Origin of the sequence: Halorussus salilacus (assembly GCF_024138125.1) — an archaeon.
GTDB lineage: Archaea > Halobacteriota > Halobacteria > Halobacteriales > Haladaptataceae > Halorussus > Halorussus salilacus.
This window is the reverse complement of record NZ_CP099993.1, coordinates 1,065,159-1,088,059: the sequence shown is the minus strand read 5'-3', so window position 1 is coordinate 1,088,059 and position 22,901 is coordinate 1,065,159. Positions and strand designations below refer to the sequence as shown.

The following is a 22,901-nucleotide window of genomic DNA, read 5'->3' as shown; positions in this document are numbered from 1 at the left end:
TCGAGGGACGCCGCGACCGACCGCTGGAAAGGGGTCGTTGGACGCGACCAATCGGGGCATACGCCGTTTCCCGCCCTCGCCGGAGGCGATCCGAGCCGGGTTCGGCGGGCGGGTCGGCCGCGCGGCGGCCGACCCGCCCGCCACGTACCGCCGGTCGCCCGCCGAGACCGAAACCCTAAGTTATCAATCGCGCTACCCACCAGTGTGGACAGCGATACCGTACGCCCCATCGTCCTCGCGCTCCTGTGCGTGCTCGCCATCGGCGTGGCCGCCGCCACCCTCGACTCGGCGGTCGAGACCGACTCCGGCGGCGGCTTCGGCGTCGGCCAGCCAGCGCCCGACCCTGGCGTGCCCGACCAGGAGGACCCCGACGCCAGCCTCGGCGGGGAGTCGGGCGAGTTCGGCGCGCCGCTGGACTTCCCCTGCTACCCCGTCCTCACCGAGTGGTGGGCCATCGCGGGGCTCGTCGGCGGATTCCTCGGGGGCGCGGCCCTCGCCTACCGGCGGGCGGGCCCGCTGGGCGCGATGGCGTACGTCGGCCCGGTCGGGTTCCCGCTGTTGTTCGCTCACGCCCTGCTCACCACCTGCACGACCTCGACGCCCGAGGAGATGAACGTCGGGATGTTCGGGGCGAACGACACGTCGCTCCCGTCGGGCGGCAGCGGCGCGCCCGGGACCGGGACCGGCACCACCCTGACCGACCCCTCGGTCCTGCTGTTGGTCGGACTCGGCGTCGCGCTCGCCGCGGCGGTCGCCCTGCTGTTCGTCTCCTCGGGCGGCAACGACCCCGACCCCGTCGAGGACTCGCCCGACCCCGACAGCAGCGACGTGGCCGCGGTCGGCCGCGCCGCGGGCGCGGCCGCCGACCGCATCGAGGACGCAACCGACGTGACCAACGAGGTGTACCGCGCGTGGCGCGAGATGACCGACCACCTCGCCGTGGCCAACCCCCGGTCGAGCACCCCCGCGGAGTTCGCGGCCGCCGCGGTCGAGGCCGGGATGGACCCCGACGACGTCGGGGAACTCACCGCGCTGTTCGAGGAGGTCCGGTACGGCGGCGAGGCCCCGACCGACGACCGCGAGCGCCGGGCGCTCGACGCCCTCCGGCGCATCGAGGACCAGTACGCCGACGGCGAGGGTGGCGAGGGTGCCCGCGGTGAGGGTCGCGGCGAGAACCGCGGGGAGGGTCGCCCGTGAGCGACCATCCCGTCCTCACCGCGGTCGGCGTCGCGGCGGTCGCGCTGGGGGTGCTGATGGTGCTCGAACCCGGTCTGGCGGCCGCGATAGCCGCCGACTACACCGCGGTCGTCCTGATCGGCGTGCTCGCGCTGGTCCAAGGCGTCCGGATCGCGCGCACCCGGCGGGCGACCGAGTTGCGCGGCGCGGAGACCCCCGACGTGGAGACGGTCGAGTCGATGCCCGTGCCCGGCGAGGAGTTCGACGACCGGGTGGCGACGCTCCGGGCGGGGCCGCGCCGGAGCACCCTCCGCGAGCGCAACGACCTCCGCGACCGACTGCGCGAGGCCGCCATCCCGGCGGTCGCCGACCGCGACCACGTCTCGCGCGAGGAGGCACGCGAGCGAATCGAGGCCGGGACGTGGACCGACGACGCCTTCGCGGCGTCGTTCCTCGGCGACTCGGACGCGCCGAAACCGCCGCTCTCGGCCAGACTGCGACTCGTCGCCAGTCCCCGGTCGGGCCATCAGGTCCGGATACGCCGGACCGCCGACGCGGTCGCGCGGGCGGCGGGCGTCGGCGCGCCCGCCGCCCGCGCGCCCGGCGGAACCTCCGCGGAGTCGGGAGAAGACACGCCCACCCGGCGGGAGGCCGAACCGTGACGGTGGTCAGGGAGACCAACCGCTGGCGCGGCGTCAGCGCGGTCGCGTTGCTCGCTGGCGGGCTCGGCATCGTGTTCAACAATCCGCTGGTCCTCCTGTCGGGCGTGGTCGGGGTGGCGTTCGCGGCCTACACCCGGACCGCGGGGACCCCAGCGGTCGCGCTCGACGCGACCCGGACCGTGAGCGACGACGAACCCCTCCCCGGCGACGAGGTCGCGGTGCAGCTGGCGGTCGAGAACGTCGGCGACGCCACGCTCGCCGACCTCCGGGTCGTCGACGGCGTCCCCGACGCCCTCCCCGTGACCGACGGGTCGGCCCGGCTCGGGACCGCGCTCCGACCGGGCAAGACCGCCCACCTCACCTACGCCGTCGAGGCCGAGCGCGGCGACCACGCGTTCGACCCGGTGCAGGTCGTCGCCCGCGACTTCAGCGGCGCGACCGAGGTCGAGACCGAGGTCGAGTGCGAGACGACCCTGACCTGCGTCCCGAAGCTCGGGACCACCGTCGACGTGCCCCTGCGCGCCCAGACGACGCGGTACACCGGCCGGGTCACCACCGACACCGGCGGGTCGGGCGTGGAGTTCTACGGCACCCGGGAGTACCGCCGGGGCGACCCCCTCTCGCGGGTCGACTGGAATCGACTCGCGCGCACGGGCGACCTCACCACCGTGGAGTTCCGCGAGGAGCGGGCCGCGAGCGTGGTCGTCGTCGTCGACACCCGCGAGGAGGCCTACCTCGCGCCCGGCGAGGGCGAGCGCAACGCGGTCCAGCACGGCGTCGACGCCGCGGGCAAGGCGGTGACGAGGCTCCTCGACGCGGGCGACCGGGTCGGAATCGCGGCGTTCGGGCCGGTGACCTGCTGGCTCGCGCCGGGGTCGGGCAACGACCACCGCGCGAGGGTCCGCGACCTGCTCGCGACCCATCCGGCGTTCTCGCCCGCGCCGTCCGAGGGGGCCTTCTACCCGACCACCCGGCTCGCGTGGCTCCGCAAGCGCCTGCCCGCCTCCTCGCAGGTCCTGTTCGTCTCGCCGCTGTGCGACGACTTCGCCGCGACGGCCGCCCGCAGGCTCGACGCCGAGGGCCACCTCGTGACCGTCCTCGCTCCCGACCCCACCGCGGTCGGGACGCCGGGCCAGCGACTCGCGCGGACCCTGCGCGCCCGGCGGGTCTCGGACCTCCGGGCGAGCGGCCTCCGGGTCGTCGACTGGGACACCGACGACGCGCTCGGGGCCGCGCTGGAGCGGACCGCCCGGAGGTGGCGGGCGTGACCCGCGAGATCGACCGCTCGCCCGCCCGGTTCTCGGCGGGGCTCGCGCTCTCGGCCGCCACGGTGTCGGTCGGCGCGAGCGCGCTCGCGGCGTCGGCTGCGGCCGCGGTCGGGGCCGCGGGGCTCCTCGCAGTCCTCCTCGGCGTCGTCCGGGGGTCGCGCCGGGCGGTCACCCTCGGGTCGGCGACCCTGCTGGTCGGGGCGCTGTTCGGCGGCGTGGTCGCGCCGCTCGCCCACCTCCTCCTGCCGGGGGTCATCGGCGCGATACTGGCCTACGACTTCGGCGAGCAGGCCATCAACGTCGGCGAGCAGTTGGGCCGCGAGACCGACACGACCAACCTCGAAGCGACGCACGCCGCCGCGAGCACGGTGGTCGGGGTCGGCGCTGGCGGACTCGGATACGCCATCTACCTCGGTGCGTCTGGCGGCCAGCCCGTGACCGCGCTGGTGTTCCTCCTGCTGGCGGCGCTCGCGCTGACCTCGGCGCTCCGGACGTGAGCCGACGGTCGCGGTTCGCCTCCGGTTCCACCATTTTCGAACGTCTGCGGGCCGCATCCGCGTCGGCGAGTCGCCGACTCGCCGACGCGGAGCGTACCCGTTGACGGCCCTCACTTCCGCTGGCGGCCCTCACTTCCGCTGGCGGCCCTCACTTCCGCTGGCGGCCCTCACTCCCCGAGTCGGAGTCGCCGCAACTGCCGGTCGACCTTCCGAGCCGCCTCCTCGGCGTTCGGGTCGAGGTCCGACAGTTCGCGGGGTTCGTCCTCGGCGGAGCCAGCATCGGTCGCGTCGGCGTCGCCGTCCGACCCCTCCCGGTCGTCGTCCTCTGCGTCCATGTTCCGGGATGGTCGAGGAGGTGATATAAAATCGAGCCAACCGGGGCGAAAGTGAAACTCGCGCCACGGTCGGCGACCTACTCCACGGTCGGCACTTCGACCTCGTCGAGGACGCGCCCGACTATCGCCGACTTCTCGACGTCGTCGACCTGCGCGTCCGGCGTCAGCACGATTCGGTGGGCCAGCACGGGGTGGGCCACGCGCTTTACGTCGTCGGGGGTCACGAACTCCCTGCCCTCCATCGCGGCGTAGGCCCTGGCGGCCTCGAACAGCCGCTGGGTCCCGCGCGGGGAGACCCCGACCGCGACCCGCCGGTCCCGGCGGGTCGCGCGCGCGACGTTCGCGACGTACTCCAGCAGGTCGTCGTCGACCCGGACCGTCTCGGGCACCTCCCGGAGGTCGGTCACGAGGTCCTCGTCGAGCACCGTCTCGACCGAGGGGCTCTGGGCCGAGCGTCCGGCCCGCCGTCGGAGGAGTTCGTACTCGCCGTCGGCCTCGGGGTAGCCGATGGACGACTTGACAGCGAAGCGGTCGACCTGCGCCTCGGGGAGGGGGAAGGTGCCCTCCTGTTCGACCGGGTTCTGAGTCGCGATGACGAAGAACGGCCGTGGGAGGTCGTGGGTCTCGCCGTCGACGGTGACCTGTGCCTCCTCCATGGCTTCGAGCAGCGCGGCCTGGGTTTTCGGGGGCGCTCGATTTATCTCGTCGGCCAGCACCACGTTGGCGAAGATGGGCCCCTCGCTGAACTCGAACTCCCGGGTCCCCTCGTTGAATACGTGGGTCCCGGTCACGTCGGCCGGGAGGAGGTCGGGGGTGAACTGCACGCGCGAGAACGAGAGGCCGAGCGCGTCGGCGAACCCCCGGGCCGTGAGGGTCTTGCCCGTGCCGGGCACGTCCTCCAGCAGGACGTGGCCGTCGGCCAGCACGCCCAGCAACACCGTCTTCAGGAACTCGCGGTCGGCGACGACCGCGCTCCCGACCGCGTCGAGGACCGAATCACACCGCTCGCTCGCCTCGGTTACGTCCATACCCTACTCCCGGGCCGGTGACCGCTTGAAGGTGGCGGTCGGCTGATTGGTCGGTCCGAAAACCGCCGACAGGCGACGCCTGTCCTCACCGTACGCCCGGCCTGAATCGAAACCACTAAGTCGGAGAGGGCGGTACGTTGTGGTGAGCCGAGGTAGCCTAGCCCGGCCAAGGCGGTTGCTTCGAGAGCAACTGTCCTCACGGACTCGAGCGTTCAAATCGCTCCCTCGGCGCTTCTCCGGATTTCACGATTGCCAGCTACGCTTGCGACCGTTTCGTCGAACGGTCGTCTCGATGAGACGGCGAGCGTGCCGCTCAGAACAGCAACGAGAAGTTGTGAAGTCCCAGAAACCCGTACCACGCCCCGGCCGAGCAGTACGTGATCACCCGGAACGCTGGGGGGTAGTCGTCGGGTGCCCACTCCTCGGGCGCGGCTCTGGCGACGACCTCGCCGCTCTCGGCGAACATCATCACGCCGCCGACCGCGATGACGACGGTCACCGACACGCCCGTGACCATCCCCAGTTCGGCCATCAGGGTTCGGGTGAGCCACATCGACTCGTAGACGTCGTCCCGCAGCGAGAGGACGGTCACGGTGCTGACGGCGTCGAGCGCCTTGCCCGCGAACAGGACCGCGAACAGCGCGTAGCGGTTCGCGCCGACCGCGTAGCGACCGCTTCCCCCGACGGACGACCGGCTGACGGAGCGATTCGACACGTCCCACGCGACGCCCCGTCCCGACTTTGTTATACGGCGGGAAAACCGGCGGTAACGGCAGGCAAACCGGGTTCAGGCGGTCGTTGGGCGGGCGTTCGGGCGCGTAACGTCCGGATACTCGCCGGGGACGCCTCGCCGACGCTCGGTCGTCGAGTCGCCGGAGGCGTTCAGCCGTCGAGCCGCCAGCGGCACTCAGCCGTTGAGCCGCCAGCGGCACTCAGCCGTTGAGCCGCCAGAGGTCGTAGTTGAGCGCGGTGGCGAACCCGACCCACAGCAGGTAGGGAACGAGGAGCGCGGCCGCCCGACGGTCGACGCGGGCGAACGCCCCAATCGTCGCGAGGATGGTCGCGAGCAGGGCGACGATGACGACCAGCCCGCCGAGTATCTCGCGCGCCCCGAAGAAGGTGAGCGTCCACCCCGCGTTGAGGACCAACTGGACCGCGAAGACGCCGAGCGCGACCCGCCGGAGGCGGCCGGTCGCGCGCTTCCAGACGAGGTACAGCGCCACGCCCATCAGGAGGTAGAGGGTGGTCCAGACCGGGCCGAACACCCAGCTCGGCGGCGTGAACCACGGCTTGGCGAGGGTCGGGTACCACGTCGCAACGTCGCCCGCGGTCAGTATCGAGGGGACGATTCCCGCGAGCTCGCAGACGAGGACGCTCGCGAGGAGTGCGGGCCAGTCGACGGCGTTCCGGCGTGCCGCGTCGATAACGCTCATGGTGCTGTACTACGGTCCTCGGAGGTATAAATTCGGAGTCGAGGGACCGGATGGATTCGAGTCGTGATCGGGCGGAACGTCTCGATACGTGCGGTACGAACCGGGGAATTCTGGACCGCAAACGCTTCCGAAAGCCCCCGCCCGCTCGCTACCAACGACGACTTCCAAAACCAAGAACGCCCAGAAAGCCCCCGCCCGCTCGCTACCAACGACGACTTCCAAAGCCGAGAACGCCCAGAAAGCCCCCGCTCGCGGTCGCTACCCACGACGACTTCCAAAACCAAGAACGCCCAGAAAGCCCCCGCCCGCTCGCGGTCGCTGACCGACATATCTGCGCCTCACCGCAACGCACCGCATCGGCGCAGATAGGGGTCGGTCAGGCGACCACGGGTCTCCGACCCGCGAGCGGGCGGCCCCTTTCAGTCCCGCCGGTCGGCTGTGTCATCGGCCGTTTTCTGGTGGATGGTCCACCGGCCGATACTCGGCGGATGATTCACCGGCCGTTTTCCGGTAGAACGTGTCACCGGCCGACACCCGTGGTTCGCGTCGCCGAGCGCGGCGCGCTCGGCCGCCGCCGGTCGCGGGAGTCTGGGTCGCGGCAGTCGGCGACTCAGTCGTCGGCGACCGCGGTCTCGGAGTCGGCCTCCGAGTCGTCTCCGAGCGCGAGCAGGCGGTCGAGGGCGTCGACCATCGCGGTGACGCTCGCCCGGGTGATGTCGCCGTCGCTGGCTCGCACGGTGACGGCCCGGTCGCCCCGGGTCATCTCGACCTCGACGGTGACCACGGCGTCGGTGCCGCCGGTGATGGCGTCGACGCGGTAGGATTCGAGCGCGGCGTCTGCGGCCGACCCCGCGGCCTCGCGGACCGCCGCGACCGCGGCGTCGACCGGTCCGTCGCCGGTGCCGGAGGCGACTCGCTCCTCGCCGTCGATATCGAGGCGGACGCTCGCGGTGGGGAGGGGCCCGCCGCTGGTCGCGGTGAGCTCCCGGAGCTCGATACGGCGGTCGCGTTCCATCCCCCGCACGTCGTCGGCGACCGCGAGCAGGTCGGCGTCGGTCACGCGCTTGCCGCGCTCGGCGAGTCGCTGGACGCGGGCGACCACCTCGCGGAGTTCGTCGTCGCCGACCTCGACGCCGTGCTCGGCGAGCGCCGCCTTCGCTCCTGCCCGGCCGGTGTGCTTGCCGAGGACGAGGCGGCGCTCGCGGCCCACCTTCTCGGGCGGGTAGGGCTCGTACATCGCCTCGTCCTTGAGGGTGCCGTCGGTGTGGATGCCCGATTCGTGGGCGAAGGCGTTCTCGCCGACGACCGCCTTGTTCGGCGCGAGGGGGACGCCGGTCGCGTCTGCGACCGTGCGCGCGAGGTCGTAGAGTTCGGTCGTCTCGGCGGTCTCGACGCCGTAGCAGTGGTCGAGCGCGATGGCGACCTCTTCGAGCGCGACGTTGCCCGCGCGCTCGCCGACGCCGTTGACGGTGGCGTGGACGAGGTTCGCGCCCGCAGAGACACCGGCGAGGGCGTTCGTCACCGCGAGGCCGAGGTCGTCGTGGGTGTGGACGCTGGTCGGCCCGAGGTCGGCGAGCCGCGAGACCGCCTCGCCGACTCGCTCGGGTCCGGCGTGGCCCACCGTGTCGGCGACACAGAAGCGGTCTGCGCCCGCGTCGTGGGCGGCCTCCGCGAGGCGTTCGAGGAAGTCGAGGTCGGCCCGCGAGCCGTCCTCGCCGACGACCTCGACCCAGAGGCCGTGGTCGCGGGCGTGGGCCACGAGGTCGGCGGTCGTCTCGACCACCGCCGACCGAGTGGTGCCGACCTTTCCCTCAACGTGGCGGTCGCTGGCGGGTACGACGAGGTTCACGCCGTCGACGTCGCAGTCGAGCGCGAGGTCCACGTCGGCCCGGACCCCGCGGGCGAAGCTTGTGACCCGGGCGTCGAGGTCGAGGTCGGTCACCCGCCGGATGGCGTCGCGCTCGCCGTCGCCGGTGCAGGCGCTCCCGGCCTCGACGACGTCGACGCCCGCGCGGTCGAGCGCGGCGGCTATCTCTGCCTTTTCGTCGGGCGACAGCGAGACCCCCGGTGCTTGCTCGCCGTCGCGGAGCGTGGTGTCCAGAAGCTGTACGTCGCGGTCTGAGAGAGGTGTGCTATTCGGGGAATCCCCGAATAAATCGGTCACGGGTCATGCGAAACCACACCGCACCCTCTCTCTGCGACGGGCCTAAAGGGCCCCTTGTGACAGGCGGGTCTGTCGGACCGGCAGTTCTCAGCCGAGTTCGCTCGCTGGCCCGTCCGACGCCACGGGGACCTCCCACGCGACGACGGCGAGCGAGCCAGCGATGAGGACGACGCCAGCGACCGCCAGCGCCAGCAGTGGCGAGGAGACGTCCGAGGCCACGCCGCTTCCGAGTTGGAACGGAATCACGGTCACTCCGCTCACCATCGCCATCGCGCTCAGCACGGTCGCCCGCCCGACCGACTCGATGCGGTCGTTGATGTACTGGCTGGCGAGTGCCTTGGTCGTGTCTGCGACCCCACGAGCGAGCAGGAGGACGGGGAGCGCGAGTACCGGAGCCACGTACATCCCGACCAGCGCCGCGCCGACCGCGAACGGAAGGACGAGGAACCATCGCCGGAGACCGATTCGCGATTTGATGGCTCCGGTGTAGTAACTGATTCCCGCCCCGACGAGGCTGATCGCCGCGTAGTACCAGCCCAGAAGCGATTCCACGCGGGCCGGTGGCGCTCCGAGGTCCACGACGACCGTCTCGAAGATCGGCTGGACGAACATGAACACGAGGTAGAGGACGGCCGCGAGCAGGACGTAGTAATAGACGATGAACGCGCGAATTCGGTGGTTCGTCACCACGTCGCGGACGATGCCGAGGGTTCGGCGGAGCGACAGGTCGTCTCGGTCGGTCGCCTCGTACGTGTCGGGTTCCGACAGCGAGAGGAGGGCCGGAAGCCCGAGCGCGGTGACGCCCGCGGCGACGAAGAAGGGGTACGAGAGGTCCTGACTTCCGAGGTAGCCGCCGACGACGGCCGCGACGACGCCGGTAAGTAGCGAGACCGACTCGCCACGCCCGCGAACCCGCGAGAACTGCCCTTCCGAGAGGTCGTCGGTGAGGGTGTCGTAGAGCCACGCGTCTTCGCTCCCCGACCGGAAATTGTAGCCCATCGACCAGCAGACGTACAGGCCGAGGAGTCCGACAAACGACCCCGAGAGGCCGATGCCGACGAGCGTGACCGTGATGAGACCGGTCCCGATGAGCAGGCTGTTTCGACGCCCGACCCGGTCGCCGACGTACCCCGTCGGCACCTCGCCGAGGACCGTCGTGACGTTGTAGACTGCTTCGAGGACGGCGATTTGGGTGAACGACAGCCCCTGCGAGAGGAAGTAGAGGTACATCACGGGTCGGTAGAACTCGACGGCTTTCGTCGCCTTGTAGGCGTAGTACTTCAGGACGACGGCGTCGGGAACGCGCCCGGGCCGCTCGTGGCGTGCCATCACACGAGACGAGCGATTCCAGACTTGAAATGTTTTGTTATGACCGAACCGGACGAATCGTAATACGACGACTCGGAGCCGCGAGCGTGACTACCCGACGAGGCGCACCTCGTCGCCGACCGAGACGCCGTCTGCGGCCCCCGCCGGAAGCTCGACCAGTCGGTCGGCCTCGGCCTTCGCCAGCCCGGTCCACGCCGAGAGGCGCTCTTTCTTCTGGACCTCGCCGTCCCGGAGCCACAGCACGTCGAGCGGGAAGGGGACGAATACCATGTGAACGTCCCGGCTCGCCACCCCGTCGAACTCGAAGACCAGCGCGTAGTCGTCCGGAATCGACCGCCGGAACATCAGGCCCCTCGCCCGCGAGAGGAACGAGTCGGCGGTCTCGACCTCGGTGGCCAGCGTCTCGCGGCCGCCCTCGGACTCTCGTATCAGTCGCACGACGGGAGGTGGTCGCGGCGGCGAAAAAAGCGTTGCGTTGGCCCGCGGCGGCCGGGGTCCGGCGGGCGGCGCTCGGTGACCCGAACCACGAGAAACGGCCGGTCACACATTCAACCGCAAAACAGCCCCGACCAACCGCCTTGGGTGGGACTGAAAGGGGCCGCCCGGTCGCGTTTACTTGGTCGCTTGCTCGGCCACTATCTCGGCCGGGTTGTGCGGAGAGGCCGAGATATGTCGAGCAACGACCGCGACCGGGCGGGGGCTTTCTGGCTGTTCTCGGTTTTGAAACTCGGAGTTCGTCGCGACCGGGCGGAGGCCTCCTAGCTGTTGTCCGATACGTCGTCAGTAATTCGTCCGCGGACGACCGTTTTCCGAACACCGTTTTCTAGCCACACGTTTTTATTCCAGAACGCCCCACCCACCACCAGACGATGAAGGAGACGCCCTCCGGGACCCCCGTCGGGGTCGACGACCCCTACGACCACGCGGGGGTCTGCGACCACCTCACCGACGAGGGCAAGTGTCGGTACGCCTTCGAACACCCCGAGCAGGACCCCGAGTTCGCCCGCGAGCGCCGCGAGGATGAGTTGCGGTGCCCGGCGGCCGACCCGGACGAGGGCTGGAGCTGGGAGTCGTGCCCGCACTTCCGGTGTCGGAACCGCGACCGGGAGTGCATCCGCTGTGGACTGGAGGAGCGCCGGATGGCCCACTCCGACGAGCGGCCCCTGCTCGAAGAGCACCACCTCTCGTATGCGGGGGCGGGAGAGACCCTGAGCCACGAAATCACGGTCTACCTCTGTCGGTGGTGTCACGCCAAGGTCCACAAGTCGTGGGCGCGAATCGACGACGACGCCAACCCCGACCCCGAGGCCATCGCGGAGAAGGAGGGGCGTCGGAGCCGCGAACAGCGCGAGGCCGCCTTCGAGTCGGCCGCGGAGCGCTACGACCGCGAGCGCGGGGACTGACCGCGCGGATTTCGCGCGTCTCCGAACTCCTTTTGTAGCCCAACCGGCTATCACTCCCCAATGACGCGCATCGTCGTGGTCGACAACCATGGGCAGTTCACCCACCTCGAACACCGCACGCTCCGCGACATGGGGGTCGACACCGAGATACTCGACAACGACACGCCCCCCGAAGACATCGACGCCGACGGCCTCGTCCTCTCGGGCGGTCCCGACATCGACGACATCGGCAACTGCGCCGACTACCTCGACCTCGACGTACCCGTGCTGGGCATCTGTCTCGGCATGCAGGCCATCGCCCACCTCCTCGACGGCGAGGTCGGCGAGGGCGACTACGGCGGGTACGCCGACGTGACCGTCGAGATTCTGGACGACTCCGACCCCGTGGTGGGTTCGCTCGCGCCCGAGACCAGGGTGTGGGCCAGCCACGCCGACGAGGTCAAGGCGGTCCCCGAGGGGTTCGCCCGGACCGCCACCAGCGACGTCTGCGGCGTCGAGGCGATGAGCGACACCGACCGGGACCTCTACGGCGTCCAGTGGCACCCCGAGGTCGCCCACACCGCCGAGGGCGAGCAGCTCTTCGAGAACTTCGTCGCGGTCTGCGAGCAGCGCGCTGGCGAACGGGAACGGGCCGAGTCGTCGGCCTGACGTCGGCCGGTTCTTCTGTAGTCCCCTTCTCGAAACCCCCTGTTCGATCTGCGTCCGTCTTTCGTCGGCGACGGACTCCTCGAACGTCCCGCCCGCTCGCGGGCCGGTGGCCCGCGAGCGGGCGGCCCCTCCCAGTCCCTTCCCTGGCGGTCAGGTCGGCGGCGCTTCCCGGCGTTTTGTCGCGCCAGCCGTTTCCGGTGGTCCCCGTCGCCAATCGACCCCTCGCATTCGTGTAGTCTTGTTTATAATTCTCGCCGCGAGTGGCATCTTTTAACCGTCGCCTCTCGTATCCCCCGACAATGACAGCGACGCAGGGCGACCTCGCCAGCCTGTCGCGGTTCATCTTCCGCGCGCCCCGGTGGCACACCAGCCTCGCGTTCGCGCTCCTCATCGCCGCTGTCGCGGGCGTCGGCGCGTTCGACGCCGGATTCGTGCTGGAGGACGCGTGGCAGGGCGTGTTCTTCATCGGCGTCCCTACCGTCGTCGCCAGCCTGCTCACCACGCCGGTCGACCGCCGGTTCGGCGGCCAGCTCACCTACAATCGCTCGTCGCTGCTCGCGCTGACCTGCGAGGGAGTGCTGGTCGCGGTCATGGCCGTCGCGGGCGCGGCCGCGGTGCTGTCCGAGCGACTCGCTCAGGGGTTCGTCTTCGACGCGCTCATCGTGGGACTGGCGTCGGTGTTCGCGCTCCGTCTACTGGTCGTGCTGGCCATCTCGGGCAGGTCTGTGGTGGTCGCCGCCATCCCCGCCAGCCTCCAGACCGTCACGGCCGCGGTCCTCGTGTTCGTCTACAGCGGGACCATGCAGTACCTCCACCTCGGGGGCGGCCCGCTGGTCGAGACGTTCGTCGCCATCTCGATGCGTCGGGCCGCCGAGGCACCTCCGGCGCTCGGTGCCATCGCCGCGGTCGACTTCGCCCTGCTCGGCATTTTGTGTCTGGTCTACGGCGCGGGGGTGTGGGCGTTCGTCCGGTTCATCGACCGGCCGTGGGAGCGGAGCCTCGGGGTGAGCATGCTCGACTTCCTCCGCGGATTCGTGGGCCACATCGCAGAGGGCACCGACGAACTCGAGGACTTCTTCGAGCAGATCGGCGAGGAGGCCGTCGTTCCCGTGACCGTCCTCGCGTTTCGCCGGGGAGACGGCTCCGAGAAGGCCCGGTTCGTCCTGCCGATGATCCACCCGGGTCCGATGGGCGAGATAGGCGGCGGCAACCTCCCCCAGCGCGTGGCCGCGACCGCCGAGGGACTGGCCTTCCCGCCCCACGCGACCGCGGGCCACGACTTCAACCTCGTGACCCAGCGCGAACTCGAAACCGTCATCGAGACCGCCGAGTCGGTCGCCGACGACATCGAGTACGCCGAGACCGCCACTCCGAGCGTCCGCACCCGGTCGGGCGACGCGAAGGTCATCGGGCAGGCGTTCGGCGACGACCTCCTGCTCGCGTCGACCTACGCCCCGAACTTCGCCGACGACGTGATGTACGCGGTCGGCCTCTCGGCCGCCGCCGAGGCCCGGTCAAGCGGGTTCGACGAGGTCATGCTGGCCGACGCCCACAACTGCAACGACGGCCTCAGCGACGTGGAGGACCTCGGCCACGTCTACCCCGGTAGCGAGCGGTCGTTCGACCTGATGGAGGCGGCCCGTGACGCGGCGTCCGAACTGGCCGATACCCCGCAGGAGGGCCTCCGCCTCGGGACCGCGTGGGACCCGACCGACTGGACGCCCCGCGAGGGAATCGGCCCGCTCGGGGTCCGGGTCGCGGTCTTCGAGGTCGGCGACCACCGCTCGGCCTACGTCCTCGTCGACGGCAACAACATGGAACCCGGCCTCCGGGACCGCATCGTGGCGGCGGTCGGAGCCGACGCCGCCGAACCGGTCGACGCGGTCGAGGTGCTGACCACCGACAACCACGTCGTCAACAAGACCAAGTCCGAGAATCAGGTCGGGGCGGCCATCTCGCAGGGCGATCTCGTGGCTCTCGTCGAGGACCTCGTGATCGAGGCCAGCGCGGACCTCGAACCCGTCGAGGGCGGGATGGCGAGCGAGCGCGCCGAGGTGACCGTCTTCGGCAACGACCGGACCGAGACGCTCGCGAGCCACGCGAACGCCGTCATCTCGATGGGCGGGGCGCTGGCGGGCGCGGTCGTGCTCGCGGCGATGGCGATAAGCGTGGTCGTCTTCTTCTTGGCGTGAGACTGCTCGGTCTCGACACCGACGACACGCACGGCTAGCCGATGTAGCGCCGAAAGAATGCCGCATACCGCGCGTACCCCTACCCGCGGTGTTTGAACGCAATTCGTGGGGCGGGGAAATGCTTTGTGGTGTTCGCTCGGGACCGAGTCATTCCTCGGCGTCTGCGAACAGGTCGTCGACGGCCGAGCGCGCCGCCAGCGCGGCGTCCTCGGCGACCGTCTCCTCCGTCGAGCGCTCGCCGGGGACGTTGAGGTACACGTCCACGTCGAGGACGCCGTCCTCGAAGGTGACGGTCACGTCGAAGTCCTTCACGTCCGACTGCTTGAACCGCGAGAAGATGACGCCTTCCGCGGCCTCGGCGGCCGTCCGAACGACCTCGTCGTCGCTGGGCATCTACGCGCCGCCAGCGCCGCCGCCCATGCCGGGGCCCTGCGGGCCGCCGGGTCCGCCACCGCCGCCGAGCATCTGCTGGAGCTCCTGCTGGAGGCTCTCGAACTGCTCCTGAACGCGCTCTTCCTGCTTTTCGAGCGTCTCGACGCGGATTTCGAGGCTGTCTACCTTCTCGTCGAGGTCGTCCTGAGCCGACTCGTAGTCGGTCTTGACGAGGAGTTCGCCGACCTCGCGGTACATCGTGGTGTCCTCGTCGATGTCGTCGAGCTCGTCGAGGGAGGTCTTGGCCTCGGTGAGCTGGGTCTCGGCCTGATTCTTCTGAGCCGCGACCTGCTGGGCCGTCTCCTGGAGGTCCTGCAAGTCCTCGAGTTTCTCTTGTGCTTCCGGTGGCAGATTACCCTGCATGGCTAGAGCGACGCGACCCGGACTGAAAAACCCCCGCTTTCGGGTTCGGGGTTGGGCGAACGCTCGAACGCAGGGTTCGCGATTGGGGCGGCGCGCGCTGGCGCGGCGTAGCTGTGTTGCGCCGCGCCAAGGCGTGCGAGGTCGTCGGGAGTAAACGACCGACGGCTCGGGAGAGCCCGTCTCTCCCGGTGGATGAGTATCGCAGGGCGCGAACGCAGTGAGCGCCCGAGAAACGCAGTCGGTTGGGGAGGTATGTGGCCTGCGGTCGCGGTGCGGTGCTGTCGGGTCGGATTGAAAGGGTCCGGCCGCTCGCGCTCGTCTTGGTCGCCTGCGCGGGCCACTATTCAGGCCGGGTGTTGCGGAGAGGCCTGAATATCCCGCGTCAGCGACCGCGAGTTCTGTCGGAGGCACGCTCCGACAACGTCACGCTCGTTTCACTCGCGTGACCGGCCGGGGGCTCTCTGGGACTGTTCTGGAGTTGAGTCGGTCGTGTCGATGTCTCTGATGGTCAAATCGAATCGAATCACCTTCCCTTGGGGCGAGAGCGTCGGCGAAGCGTTAGAGCGACTCGGCGACAAACTCGGGTGGGAGTCGCTATCGGAGTGGCCGGAGGTGAATCTGGAGGGTGGGGAAGACGAGTGGGGGTGATGGAGAAAATATCGGCTTATTTATAGTAGAAATAACTCTGTTAGCTCAGCCGCTATGCCTTCTCTGATAAAATCTGATATTCTGCGTATGAGCCTCTGGTGACTGTAACAAAAGTCACGGTCCTGTATATCTATACACTCCCCGTCCGACTCGCTCAAGCAACTCTTTCTCAACAAGACCATTCAATGCATTATAAATTGTCGACTCTGCATAATCTTCCACTCTAAAATCATGTTTGAAATCCTGCAACATCACTCGATTTTCGCGCGTTTCCTCAATCGCCCTGAGAACATCCATTTCACTATTGGAGAAACCTTTGGCGGATGAATAACGCTTATGCTCGTAGAGGACCTTATAAAGGTCCGATATATTAAGTTTTATCCAGCCTATATGATCGCCCTCGGGGCTGGGTTCTGTTGATTTGATAGGCCTAAGATTTTCACCTTGGCCAGTATCTCTATTATGTTGTCTTATTGTCCCATGAGTGAGTTGATTCCATTGCTTATCCGTCAGTTCACAATCTTCTGAGACTGTTATCAACGTCCATTTCCCTTCTTCAATTCCTTCGATTTCGCTTGGTGGATGATCGACCATGGGCGTTTTGAACTCTACCATATTTGTAGGCAATTATTCTAAATTTGAATACCTTTCTCATATTTTCGAACTTGAAAATCGGGAATAATATTCAATATTTCACCAATTAGAATTGAACTCCGGTGTTCGGAAGCTTTTGGGTGTATGCATCACATTTTTTGAGCAACGATGATATGGGCACTTGCACTCGTATTTGCGTTTATTCTAGCTAATTTGCTCGTTGTGTTGCCCGCCGTATGGTTTCTGGCTGAGAGAAGTAATCGAATTAATATTAAGATAGAAACTATAATCGGTAGTATAACTATCTCTACTAACTACCGTGAAGAAAATGATTACAATTAGCTGTTACTTCAGATTCTGCAATCTCGGTATCACCGCCACTGAATGAGTTATTCCGAAGTCAAGCCTCGGGTGAGCGTGGTTACTGAACGTGATAACTAAACTCCATTAAAATCGCACAGCGACAGCTACGCGGCGTCCACGGTCCGTTCGGCGACCTCCACCAGCGACCCCCAGGTGTTCATCCCGGCGCGGAGCGCCACGAGGTCGTCGGCGGTCACCCGGACCGCGACCGTCGACCCCTCGCGGTCGACGGTCGCGGTCGAGCGGTCGCCCTCGATTTCGCCGACCTCCTGCGAAACGGCGCGGGTCACGACGCGAGCGCGCGCTGGCGACTCGTACTCGAACCGGAGAACGGCGTCGTGAGGTCGGTCGGTCGTCATGCTGTCGGCTAAAGCGGTCGGCAGAAACGTGGGTGACTGCGTCAGTTCACGTCGACTTCCTTCACGTCGCGGCTCCGCTCCTTCAGGAGGACGCGGTGGCCGCAGTACGGACACCGGACGCCGCCGTACTCGTCGAGCTCCACGTCGCGCTTGCAGCGCGAGCACTTGTAGCTCATTCTTCGTCGGTGTCGTCGTCGCCGAGCGCCGCGCGGATGGAGCGGGTGACGGCCTTCCCCGCGGGCGTCTCGGGGCGGTAGGTGCCGCCCGCGAACTTGTAGTCGCACTTGCCACACTGCCAGATGCCGGTGCCCTGTCGGTCGACTGCCGTCGACCCGCACTCGGGGCAGGCGTGGTCGTCGTGCATGTCGCTCTCGATCTCGGCGACGCGCTTGCGGGCGACCCGCCCGTATCGCGCACCGAACCGACCGGCGCTCCCGGTTCGGCTCTGAGTGTCTTCGGCCATAGTACTGCGAATTTACTCCGGCGCGCTGATAAAGCCTTTGAGTCGGGACGGCCGCCGGGTGGTCGCGCGACGGCTCACCCGCCCTCGACCGGCGGGTCGAACAGCTCGTGACCGATGACCAGCAAGGAGGCCACCAGCCCGCCCATCGCGCCCGGCAGTCCAGTCAGCTGGCCGACCAGATACCCGCCCCCCGAGAGCAACGGTATCGCCGCGAGGACCGCGTCGTAGTACCCCACCATCGAGTAATGAGATATAATTAGCAGGTTCAAGAGGCTTGGGGCGGCGACGCCGACCGCGTTCCGACTCGGGGCTCGACGGTCGGAGCTACGCGGCGCGTACTCGCGGTTACGCGTGGTCTTCGGCGGGATAGTCCGAGCTTCCGTCACTGCAACTCCGCCTCGGCCAGCACCTCGTTGAGGTCCGACCGGACGCGCTCGCCCATCTCACGGTCCATCGCGGTCGTGACCACCCGGTTCTCCTGCACGCTGGAGCCGTCCCGCAGGAGCAGCCGGACGTTGCCGTTCTCGTCGGCCCGGGTGGCCTTCGCGCGCACCCCGGTCCGGCTCCCGGACCCGCCCGCGTCGATGGGGCCGGGGATGATCTTCTTGACGTGGGGGTGGCCCGCGACCGTCTGGATCACGTTCCGGCCCGACCGTCCGCCGATGAGCGTCGAGTGGCTCCCGCCGAGCTTCTCGGCGACCGGGGCGTCGACGACCTCCAGCGCGCGGTCGCCCCGCCGGGACTGGACGGCCGCGACCGGGTCGTCGTCGGTGACCCGGTAGAACGAGTACCGGAGCTGGCCCCGCGTCGCCCGGAGCACCTCCCGGTCGCCCCCGGCGTACACCTCCTCGGGGCGCTTGCGCCGGACCTCGTCTGCGATTCGGCCCGCGAAGTTCCGGAGTTCGACCACGCCCGACTCGTCGCCGTCCTCGGGCGTGGTCGTCACCACGGTCTCACCGACGACCGTTTCGTCGTCGAGCATCGTCAGCGTCGCGCGGTCGCGTTCGAGGTCGAGCACCACCGCGTCGGCGTTGGGCGTCCGACAGACCAGACAGTAGTCGCCCGGTCGCTCCAGCGGGGACGCACACTGCCGACACTCCATGGTCCGGTCTAGCCGAGGCGACGGCTTAACCCCGGTGCTTTCGGCCGGGGTCCGGGGTCGACGCGTCCTCGCCCGTCGGGCGAGGACGCGGCCGACTCACGCGCTCGTCGTCCCCGCGAGGTCGGCCCCGCACGTCCCGCAGTAGTTCGCGCCCGCGGGGACCGGACTTCCACACTCCGGGCAGGTACCGGACCTGCCAGAGAGCGAGGGCATCTCGGTCCCGCAGTTCGAGCAGTACTCGGCGTCGGCGGCGACCGACGCGCCACACTCCGGGCACGCGCGGTCGTCTCGAAGGACCCGGCGCTGGGAGTCGTTGAGGTACTTGTACGCGCCGTAGACCACGTTGACGAGGCCGAACGACCACCACGCGGTCAGGACCGCGAGAACGACGTGGACCCCGAGGTCCCCCACGGTCCGCTTGATTAGGACGACCCGCTCGGGCGTCTCGGTCTCTATCTTCCACCCCTCGGCGATGGCGTCGTCGATCTCGCGCTGGAGGCGCTCGCTTCTGGTGGTTATGGCGGAGCGGGTGTAGCTCATTCTTGAGATTCCCTTCCTATCGGTCTGGCGACGGTCTACGTCGGCGGCGGGTATATCGTTTGAGGCTACGGGCGAGAGACGTGAGAGCGAGTCCGAGCGTCTCGTTCGCCACCTGATTTTACGCCGAGTTTAAATACCGGAAACAATATATGTCTGAACGAGATATGAGTGTGAAGTTGATTCTGGATCCGGACGAATTCTTCCGCCGTGAGGCGGAAACGCTGTCGTCGCTCGAACCGATTTTCGTCGTCGTCTTCGCGGCTATCTCGACTGCACTTATTCCGATGCTGATTCTCTATTATCTCACTTCTTCCTTGCCAGACCAAGTGACCTCGTATATGGCTATCTTCGGTAGTTTGAGCGTGGTCGGAGGGATGTTAGCCATCTTCGGCATGTGGATCGTCTCGTCGATACTGCTCCACTTCGTCGCGTTTTTCATCGGTGGGGAGGGCTCCCTGCGTGAAACCATCTTCTTGGCTGGCTGGGGATTTATGCCGATGGTATTCGCGAACGTCGTCAACTCCGTCTTCGTATTCAACATACTCACCGAGGCGCTCGCAGCCATCGGGTCCGAGTCGGTCACGCCACAGTATCTGAGCGCCGTACTGGCGAACCATCCGTTGATGACCCTGACGCGGATTATCAGTACGATAGGGCTGGTGTGGATGGCGTTCATCTGGACGTTTGCGGTCAAGAACGCACACGAGCTGTCGTTCCGAAAATCCACACTGGCGGCCACAATTCCGACCCTCGCCATATTCGTCTACTGGGTCTTCAGGGGGTTCTGAGGGCGTCCCGCCGATCTAGTCGAATCGAGCTACGATCGCTACAGTGATGACTGGAATAGCGAACATGAGAATAACCGCGATGCCGATGGTGATGGCTGGGTGAATGCCAGAATCGAATATCGTCGGTAACGAGATGAAAAACAGGAGGATTGCGACGGCGACCGAGGTCCAAATCGCGGCAATCGCCCGCTTTGGATGCTCCCATTCGTCCCAGTCGGTGGCGAATATCGAGGGGTGTGCGTCGGCCATACGTACAATATCGAGCGTATAGGATTTATATCTACCGCTGAGGCCAGTTTAAGAAGTGGTATGAACGCGTGCGGAAGACCGCCTCCCCTCCGACCACAGAAACGATTATTTTCATCGGGAACAAACTTCGGACCGGTCACCCGACGATGTTCAGCAGGATAAATACGACAGTTCGGACGTATCCGGGAGAATCGATGGTCGCGATGTTCGTCTCGGCCTTGGTCGTAGTCACCATTTTCTTCGGTGTACTCCCGGTATTCGACCGTGGTCTTCAAGGACCGCCGGAGCTACTGGGATTCGCGGTCGGTGTCACGGGCCTTCTCACGTTCTTCGCGCTCCTCGGCGTGGGTATCTGGATTCGTGAGCGAAACGCGACGTGAGTGACTCCTGAGTTCGCCCGAGTAGCGAATCCCGTCGTGCACTCAAGTCACGTAGCGTAACAGCGCACCCTCTATCACTGCCGCCAATGCGATGCCGACGTACGCGACTATCGTAAGAAGTAACATATCTATCACTTCTCGCTTCGATACGGATTCGGTTCGTACGCCACGCAAGAACTGAACCAGCTCGTAGGGGATGCGCAATCCCACGGAACCACCGATCCAGACCGCAGGCAGTTCGACGAGCGCGTGCGGAACGAAGAATTTCCCGAATTCGAAGACGGAAACGGGAAGCGAGACGAGTACGGCAGCGTGTACGAACCCGCTCGTGAACAATCCGACGAGGCTGGTTCCGGAGAACGTCAGCGCGCCAGCCAGAACCGTGGTGAGGACCGTAGCGTTCGTCTCGAAAATGGTCATCGTTCCGTCTACTCGCACGCGATACGATTCGACGAACGTCGGGACACTCTCAAGTTCGATAGTCGAGACCGCGAGAATCCCGACGATGACGCCCGAGAAGTAGACGACAGAAGACGCGAGGATAAAAAGATGGTTGCGTCTGATCGCCTCTACGATTCGGGATGGTAGCTTGCTCATAAAATAGCGAGGATGGAGACGCTTCGGTTGCGACCCACCAGTCGACTACGCTAGGTAGCCTGCACCGAATGTGCAACCGCCGGGACCGGCACCACAGGCAGCGGCGGAGACCGGGGCCGTAGTTGCAGCACTGATGAGTCCACTCTTGGCCGCGCCTTTCATAGTACCCGTGTCGGCGTAACCGATTGCAGCACCGACCACGGTATGTGCGTTGGTCGAACTGGACACCGAGGCATCGGTATCGGTATCCTTAACGTCGTACGCGGGCGAGACGGCTGCACCACCAACGAAACTACCAGCAAGTGCAGTTACGAGAAACGTTGCGACGATGGTCGCACTCAGGTACTGGCTCCACTTCATTCGTAACAACCAATCCATGATCTTCTATACGGGAATATAAAACTTTCGTAGAATTATATAAAAATATAATTGTATGCTACTAGATGGGTAGTCTCGCGTTGGCTTTCGCGTACCACTTCCACTCGGAATATCAATGGGTCTCAGCGCCTATCGAGACTCACACCTTTGCCGGGTCGGTCTTCATGAACTCCCGCAGAACTACGGTCGCGTACGACCCCTTCGGGAGCGCGAACGCGAAGGTCACCGCGTCGTCTTCGACGGCCACGTCGAGGTCGGTCCGCACCAGCACCGCCCGCCGGGTCCCGGTCGAGCCGAACTCCCCCGGCAGGTCGAAGTCGGCGGGTTCGAGGTCCAGTTCGTCCAGCACCTCTCGCTCGATTTCGCCCGGTTCGCCGTCGCCCAACTCGGTCTCGGTGCCCACCAGCGGCGCGGTCACGAACGCCCGGCCGCGCTCGCAGTGGCGCGCGACCGTCTCGACCCGATTCTGGGTCACCTCCTGCAGGCGGTCGGTGTCGGGCACGGTCAGCCCGTCGACCCGCTCGGAGAAACAGACCACGTCGCCCTCGACGGGCCGGTCGAACGGGAGACCCCGCGCGAGTCGCTCGCTCAGGATGCGGTTGAAGGCGTACGACTGGGCGGCGTTGACGAACAGGCGCTGGAGGTTCGAGGGGACGGCTTCGAGCGCCGCGCGGAAGTCCTCGGGGCCGTCGCCGCCATTCTCGACCAGTCTGTTGGCCATCGCGCGCTCGAAGCCGAGTCGCCGCGGGAGCGCGTCGAGCACGCCCTGCCAATCGCGCTGCTCGAAGGCGTCGGCGGCCTCCCGGCGCGCCTCGCGGGTCCCTTCGGGTTCGGTCTCGTAGGCGTCGGCGACGTAGGCCCGGACCGCTCCCTCCCAGTCCTCGCGGACGACCCGGAGGCCGACCTCGTGGGTGACCGGCCTGCGACTCCCGAACCGCTGCTGGCCGAAGAAGTCGGGGACGCCGACCGCGGTCGGTTCGTCGTCGGGCGCGCCGCCGAACTCGGCCAGTTGCTCGCGAATCTCGTCGGCGTTCTCGGGTCGGTCTGCGTCTCTGACCGCGATTTCGAACGCGTTGCCCGCGAGGTCGCCGAACTCCAGTCCCCGGCCCGACCGGCCGACGATGTCGACGTCGGCGTCCCGGATTTCCACGTCCGAGAGGTCGGCCGGGTCCACCTTCCGGAGGCTGAACAGCTGGGTCGTCACCGCGTGCTTGTCCTTGGTTCCGGCCCACGAGACGCGCTCGCGGGAGATTCCCAGCGCGTCCGAGAGCCGCCTCGCGAAGTCGTTGGTGTCCCACCCGCGAAGCGTGGCCCGGACCACGAGGTGGGGGTACGCCCCGGGGTCGGCGTCGGCCGGTTCGGCGTCGAAGCGCTCGACCTCCCGGACCCGGAAGTCGGCGTTCTCGGCGCGGAGTCGGCCCCCGATTCCCTCGGCGTCGGTCACGAAGCGTTCGATGCCGACCGCCCGCTCGACTGGATAGGCCTCGCGCATTCGTCGGGTCTTGGCGGT

The 22,901-nt window shown here is 67.3% G+C and carries 29 protein-coding genes and 1 tRNA gene; 11 read left to right on the top strand and 19 right to left on the bottom strand.

Features of this window, described 5'->3' with window-relative positions:
* The first annotated feature begins 204 nt into the window (after positions 1–204).
* Genes NGM10_RS05570 through NGM10_RS05555 form a run of 4 tightly spaced genes read left to right on the top strand, consistent with a single transcriptional unit; the run spans position 205 to position 3,603 of the window.
* Entirely contained in the window at positions 205–1,197 is a 993-nt protein-coding gene (locus NGM10_RS05570; protein ID WP_253482743.1) for a DUF4129 domain-containing protein, read from the top strand.
* The gene (locus NGM10_RS05565) at positions 1,194–1,838 is read left to right on the top strand and encodes a DUF7269 family protein (protein WP_253482740.1); all 645 of its coding nucleotides are present in this window, start codon (positions 1,194–1,196) and stop codon (positions 1,836–1,838) included. The genes NGM10_RS05570 and NGM10_RS05565 overlap by 4 nt, the downstream gene beginning before the upstream one ends.
* Positions 1,835–3,106 (top strand): DUF58 domain-containing protein, encoded by a 1,272-nt coding sequence (locus NGM10_RS05560; protein ID WP_253482737.1) that lies wholly within the window; start codon positions 1,835–1,837, stop codon positions 3,104–3,106. The genes NGM10_RS05565 and NGM10_RS05560 overlap by 4 nt, the downstream gene beginning before the upstream one ends.
* Positions 3,103–3,603, top strand: coding sequence for a DUF7519 family protein (locus NGM10_RS05555; RefSeq protein WP_253482734.1), 501 nt, complete (start codon positions 3,103–3,105; stop codon positions 3,601–3,603). Before NGM10_RS05560 ends, NGM10_RS05555 begins: the two co-directional genes overlap by 4 nt.
* Positions 3,604–3,770: 167 nt before the next feature.
* Here the strand turns inward: NGM10_RS05555 and NGM10_RS05550 are convergent, their stop codons facing one another.
* Positions 3,771–3,938 carry a hypothetical protein gene (locus NGM10_RS05550; protein WP_253482731.1) on the bottom strand — a complete coding sequence of 56 codons (168 nt, stop codon included), beginning with the start codon at positions 3,936–3,938 and terminating at the stop codon, positions 3,771–3,773.
* Between the two features lie 77 nt (positions 3,939–4,015).
* A complete protein-coding gene (locus tag NGM10_RS05545; RefSeq protein ID WP_253482730.1) occupies positions 4,016–4,966 on the bottom strand; it encodes an AAA family ATPase in 951 nt (316 codons plus the stop codon).
* Between the two features lie 146 nt (positions 4,967–5,112).
* Between NGM10_RS05545 and NGM10_RS05540 the strand changes: the two genes are divergently transcribed.
* Positions 5,113–5,197: transfer RNA gene (locus NGM10_RS05540), tRNA-Ser, on the top strand.
* An 82-nt stretch (positions 5,198–5,279) separates the two neighbouring features.
* Here the strand turns inward: NGM10_RS05540 and NGM10_RS05535 are convergent.
* From NGM10_RS05535 to NGM10_RS05515, 5 genes are all read right to left on the bottom strand, one after another.
* Positions 5,280–5,681 (bottom strand): hypothetical protein, encoded by a 402-nt coding sequence (locus NGM10_RS05535; RefSeq protein ID WP_253482727.1) that lies wholly within the window; start codon positions 5,679–5,681, stop codon positions 5,280–5,282.
* Between the two features lie 217 nt (positions 5,682–5,898).
* Positions 5,899–6,399, bottom strand: a complete 501-nt coding sequence (locus NGM10_RS05530; RefSeq protein ID WP_253482724.1) for a TspO/MBR family protein — start codon at positions 6,397–6,399, stop codon at positions 5,899–5,901.
* Between the two features lie 610 nt (positions 6,400–7,009).
* The gene (locus tag NGM10_RS05525; protein ID WP_253482721.1) at positions 7,010–8,563 is read right to left on the bottom strand and encodes a 2-isopropylmalate synthase; all 1,554 of its coding nucleotides are present in this window, start codon (positions 8,561–8,563) and stop codon (positions 7,010–7,012) included.
* 87 nt (positions 8,564–8,650) lie between these two features.
* On the bottom strand, positions 8,651–9,892 hold the full coding sequence (locus tag NGM10_RS05520) for an MFS transporter (protein WP_253482718.1): 1,242 nt from the start codon (positions 9,890–9,892) through the stop codon (positions 8,651–8,653).
* Positions 9,893–9,982: 90 nt separating this feature from the next.
* A complete protein-coding gene (locus NGM10_RS05515) occupies positions 9,983–10,330 on the bottom strand; it encodes a DUF192 domain-containing protein (RefSeq protein ID WP_253482715.1) in 348 nt (115 codons plus the stop codon).
* A 431-nt stretch (positions 10,331–10,761) separates the two neighbouring features.
* Between NGM10_RS05515 and NGM10_RS05510 the strand changes: the two genes are divergently transcribed.
* The 3 genes from NGM10_RS05510 (at position 10,762) to NGM10_RS05500 (ending at position 14,135) form a co-directional block, all read left to right on the top strand.
* Positions 10,762–11,295, top strand: coding sequence for a DUF7097 family protein (locus NGM10_RS05510; protein WP_253482712.1), 534 nt, complete (start codon positions 10,762–10,764; stop codon positions 11,293–11,295).
* Positions 11,296–11,355: 60 nt separating this feature from the next.
* Entirely contained in the window at positions 11,356–11,943 is a 588-nt protein-coding gene (locus NGM10_RS05505; RefSeq protein ID WP_253482710.1) for a GMP synthase subunit A, read from the top strand.
* A gap of 299 nt (positions 11,944–12,242) precedes the next feature.
* A complete protein-coding gene (locus NGM10_RS05500; protein WP_253482707.1) occupies positions 12,243–14,135 on the top strand; it encodes a DUF2070 family protein in 1,893 nt (630 codons plus the stop codon).
* A 147-nt stretch (positions 14,136–14,282) separates the two neighbouring features.
* On the opposite strand, the gene NGM10_RS05495 is transcribed toward NGM10_RS05500, so the two are convergent.
* Together NGM10_RS05495 and NGM10_RS05490 are read right to left on the bottom strand one after the other, a co-directional pair.
* Complete coding sequence (locus NGM10_RS05495) at positions 14,283–14,528, bottom strand: DUF3194 domain-containing protein (protein WP_253482704.1); 246 nt, start codon at positions 14,526–14,528, stop codon at positions 14,283–14,285.
* Positions 14,529–14,930 (bottom strand): prefoldin subunit beta, encoded by a 402-nt coding sequence (locus tag NGM10_RS05490; RefSeq protein ID WP_253482702.1) that lies wholly within the window; start codon positions 14,928–14,930, stop codon positions 14,529–14,531.
* A gap of 504 nt (positions 14,931–15,434) precedes the next feature.
* Here NGM10_RS05490 and NGM10_RS05485 point away from each other — a divergent pair.
* Positions 15,435–15,578 (top strand): hypothetical protein, encoded by a 144-nt coding sequence (locus NGM10_RS05485; RefSeq protein ID WP_253482699.1) that lies wholly within the window; start codon positions 15,435–15,437, stop codon positions 15,576–15,578.
* A gap of 114 nt (positions 15,579–15,692) precedes the next feature.
* On the opposite strand, the gene NGM10_RS05480 is transcribed toward NGM10_RS05485, so the two are convergent.
* From NGM10_RS05480 to NGM10_RS05450, 7 genes are all read right to left on the bottom strand, one after another.
* The gene (locus NGM10_RS05480; RefSeq protein WP_253482697.1) at positions 15,693–16,193 is read right to left on the bottom strand and encodes a type IV toxin-antitoxin system AbiEi family antitoxin domain-containing protein; all 501 of its coding nucleotides are present in this window, start codon (positions 16,191–16,193) and stop codon (positions 15,693–15,695) included.
* A gap of 446 nt (positions 16,194–16,639) precedes the next feature.
* Entirely contained in the window at positions 16,640–16,894 is a 255-nt protein-coding gene (locus tag NGM10_RS05475) for a KEOPS complex subunit Pcc1 (protein WP_253482694.1), read from the bottom strand.
* 41 nt (positions 16,895–16,935) lie between these two features.
* The gene (locus tag NGM10_RS05470) at positions 16,936–17,070 is read right to left on the bottom strand and encodes a DNA-directed RNA polymerase subunit P (protein WP_077205698.1); all 135 of its coding nucleotides are present in this window, start codon (positions 17,068–17,070) and stop codon (positions 16,936–16,938) included.
* Positions 17,067–17,357 (bottom strand): 50S ribosomal protein L37ae, encoded by a 291-nt coding sequence (locus NGM10_RS05465; RefSeq protein ID WP_253482691.1) that lies wholly within the window; start codon positions 17,355–17,357, stop codon positions 17,067–17,069. Before NGM10_RS05465 ends, NGM10_RS05470 begins: the two co-directional genes overlap by 4 nt.
* A 74-nt stretch (positions 17,358–17,431) precedes the next feature.
* Positions 17,432–17,596, bottom strand: coding sequence for a DUF8015 family protein (locus NGM10_RS05460; RefSeq protein WP_253482688.1), 165 nt, complete (start codon positions 17,594–17,596; stop codon positions 17,432–17,434).
* Positions 17,597–17,739: 143 nt separating this feature from the next.
* Complete coding sequence (locus NGM10_RS05455) at positions 17,740–18,459, bottom strand: DUF2103 domain-containing protein (protein ID WP_253482685.1); 720 nt, start codon at positions 18,457–18,459, stop codon at positions 17,740–17,742.
* 96 nt (positions 18,460–18,555) lie between these two features.
* Positions 18,556–18,999 carry a zinc ribbon domain-containing protein gene (locus NGM10_RS05450; RefSeq protein WP_253482682.1) on the bottom strand — a complete coding sequence of 148 codons (444 nt, stop codon included), beginning with the start codon at positions 18,997–18,999 and terminating at the stop codon, positions 18,556–18,558.
* Positions 19,000–19,169: 170 nt separating this feature from the next.
* Between NGM10_RS05450 and NGM10_RS05445 the strand changes: the two genes are divergently transcribed.
* On the top strand, positions 19,170–19,787 hold the full coding sequence (locus NGM10_RS05445) for a YIP1 family protein (RefSeq protein WP_253482679.1): 618 nt from the start codon (positions 19,170–19,172) through the stop codon (positions 19,785–19,787).
* Between the two features lie 15 nt (positions 19,788–19,802).
* Here NGM10_RS05445 and NGM10_RS05440 read toward each other — a convergent pair whose 3' ends face one another.
* Positions 19,803–20,036 carry a hypothetical protein gene (locus NGM10_RS05440; protein ID WP_253482676.1) on the bottom strand — a complete coding sequence of 78 codons (234 nt, stop codon included), beginning with the start codon at positions 20,034–20,036 and terminating at the stop codon, positions 19,803–19,805.
* Positions 20,037–20,230: 194 nt separating this feature from the next.
* On the opposite strand from NGM10_RS05440, the gene NGM10_RS05435 reads away from it, so the two are divergent.
* Positions 20,231–20,416: a hypothetical protein gene (locus tag NGM10_RS05435; protein WP_253482673.1), complete on the top strand. Its 186-nt coding sequence runs from the start codon at positions 20,231–20,233 to the stop codon at positions 20,414–20,416.
* Between the two features lie 42 nt (positions 20,417–20,458).
* Here NGM10_RS05435 and NGM10_RS05430 read toward each other — a convergent pair whose 3' ends face one another.
* Both NGM10_RS05430 and truD read right to left on the bottom strand, forming a co-directional pair.
* Positions 20,459–21,013 carry a stage II sporulation protein M gene (locus NGM10_RS05430; protein WP_253482670.1) on the bottom strand — a complete coding sequence of 185 codons (555 nt, stop codon included), beginning with the start codon at positions 21,011–21,013 and terminating at the stop codon, positions 20,459–20,461.
* Positions 21,014–21,530: 517 nt separating this feature from the next.
* On the bottom strand, positions 21,531–22,883 hold the full coding sequence (gene truD, locus NGM10_RS05425; protein ID WP_253482667.1) for a tRNA pseudouridine(13) synthase TruD: 1,353 nt from the start codon (positions 22,881–22,883) through the stop codon (positions 21,531–21,533).
* Positions 22,884–22,901: the final 18 nt, after the last annotated feature.

Coding starts and splice junctions, on each gene's coding strand:
- NGM10_RS05550 (WP_253482731.1), bottom strand. CDS start 3,938: ATGGACGCAGAGGACGACGACCGGGAGGGGTCGGACGGCGACGCCGAC.
- NGM10_RS05545 (WP_253482730.1), bottom strand. CDS start 4,966: ATGGACGTAACCGAGGCGAGCGAGCGGTGTGATTCGGTCCTCGACGCG.
- NGM10_RS05530 (WP_253482724.1), bottom strand. CDS start 6,399: ATGAGCGTTATCGACGCGGCACGCCGGAACGCCGTCGACTGGCCCGCA.
- NGM10_RS05520 (WP_253482718.1), bottom strand. CDS start 9,892: ATGGCACGCCACGAGCGGCCCGGGCGCGTTCCCGACGCCGTCGTCCTG.
- NGM10_RS05510 (WP_253482712.1), top strand. CDS start 10,762: ATGAAGGAGACGCCCTCCGGGACCCCCGTCGGGGTCGACGACCCCTAC.
- NGM10_RS05505 (WP_253482710.1), top strand. CDS start 11,356: ATGACGCGCATCGTCGTGGTCGACAACCATGGGCAGTTCACCCACCTC.
- NGM10_RS05500 (WP_253482707.1), top strand. CDS start 12,243: ATGACAGCGACGCAGGGCGACCTCGCCAGCCTGTCGCGGTTCATCTTC.
- NGM10_RS05495 (WP_253482704.1), bottom strand. CDS start 14,528: ATGCCCAGCGACGACGAGGTCGTTCGGACGGCCGCCGAGGCCGCGGAA.
- NGM10_RS05490 (WP_253482702.1), bottom strand. CDS start 14,930: ATGCAGGGTAATCTGCCACCGGAAGCACAAGAGAAACTCGAGGACTTG.
- NGM10_RS05485 (WP_253482699.1), top strand. CDS start 15,435: ATGGTCAAATCGAATCGAATCACCTTCCCTTGGGGCGAGAGCGTCGGC.
- NGM10_RS05480 (WP_253482697.1), bottom strand. CDS start 16,193: ATGGTAGAGTTCAAAACGCCCATGGTCGATCATCCACCAAGCGAAATC.
- NGM10_RS05475 (WP_253482694.1), bottom strand. CDS start 16,894: ATGACGACCGACCGACCTCACGACGCCGTTCTCCGGTTCGAGTACGAG.
- NGM10_RS05470 (WP_077205698.1), bottom strand. CDS start 17,070: ATGAGCTACAAGTGCTCGCGCTGCAAGCGCGACGTGGAGCTCGACGAG.
- NGM10_RS05465 (WP_253482691.1), bottom strand. CDS start 17,357: ATGGCCGAAGACACTCAGAGCCGAACCGGGAGCGCCGGTCGGTTCGGT.
- NGM10_RS05460 (WP_253482688.1), bottom strand. CDS start 17,596: ATGGTGGGGTACTACGACGCGGTCCTCGCGGCGATACCGTTGCTCTCG.
- NGM10_RS05455 (WP_253482685.1), bottom strand. CDS start 18,459: ATGGAGTGTCGGCAGTGTGCGTCCCCGCTGGAGCGACCGGGCGACTAC.
- NGM10_RS05450 (WP_253482682.1), bottom strand. CDS start 18,999: ATGAGCTACACCCGCTCCGCCATAACCACCAGAAGCGAGCGCCTCCAG.
- NGM10_RS05440 (WP_253482676.1), bottom strand. CDS start 20,036: ATGGCCGACGCACACCCCTCGATATTCGCCACCGACTGGGACGAATGG.
- NGM10_RS05435 (WP_253482673.1), top strand. CDS start 20,231: ATGGTCGCGATGTTCGTCTCGGCCTTGGTCGTAGTCACCATTTTCTTC.
- NGM10_RS05430 (WP_253482670.1), bottom strand. CDS start 21,013: ATGAGCAAGCTACCATCCCGAATCGTAGAGGCGATCAGACGCAACCAT.
- truD (WP_253482667.1), bottom strand. CDS start 22,883: ATGCGCGAGGCCTATCCAGTCGAGCGGGCGGTCGGCATCGAACGCTTC.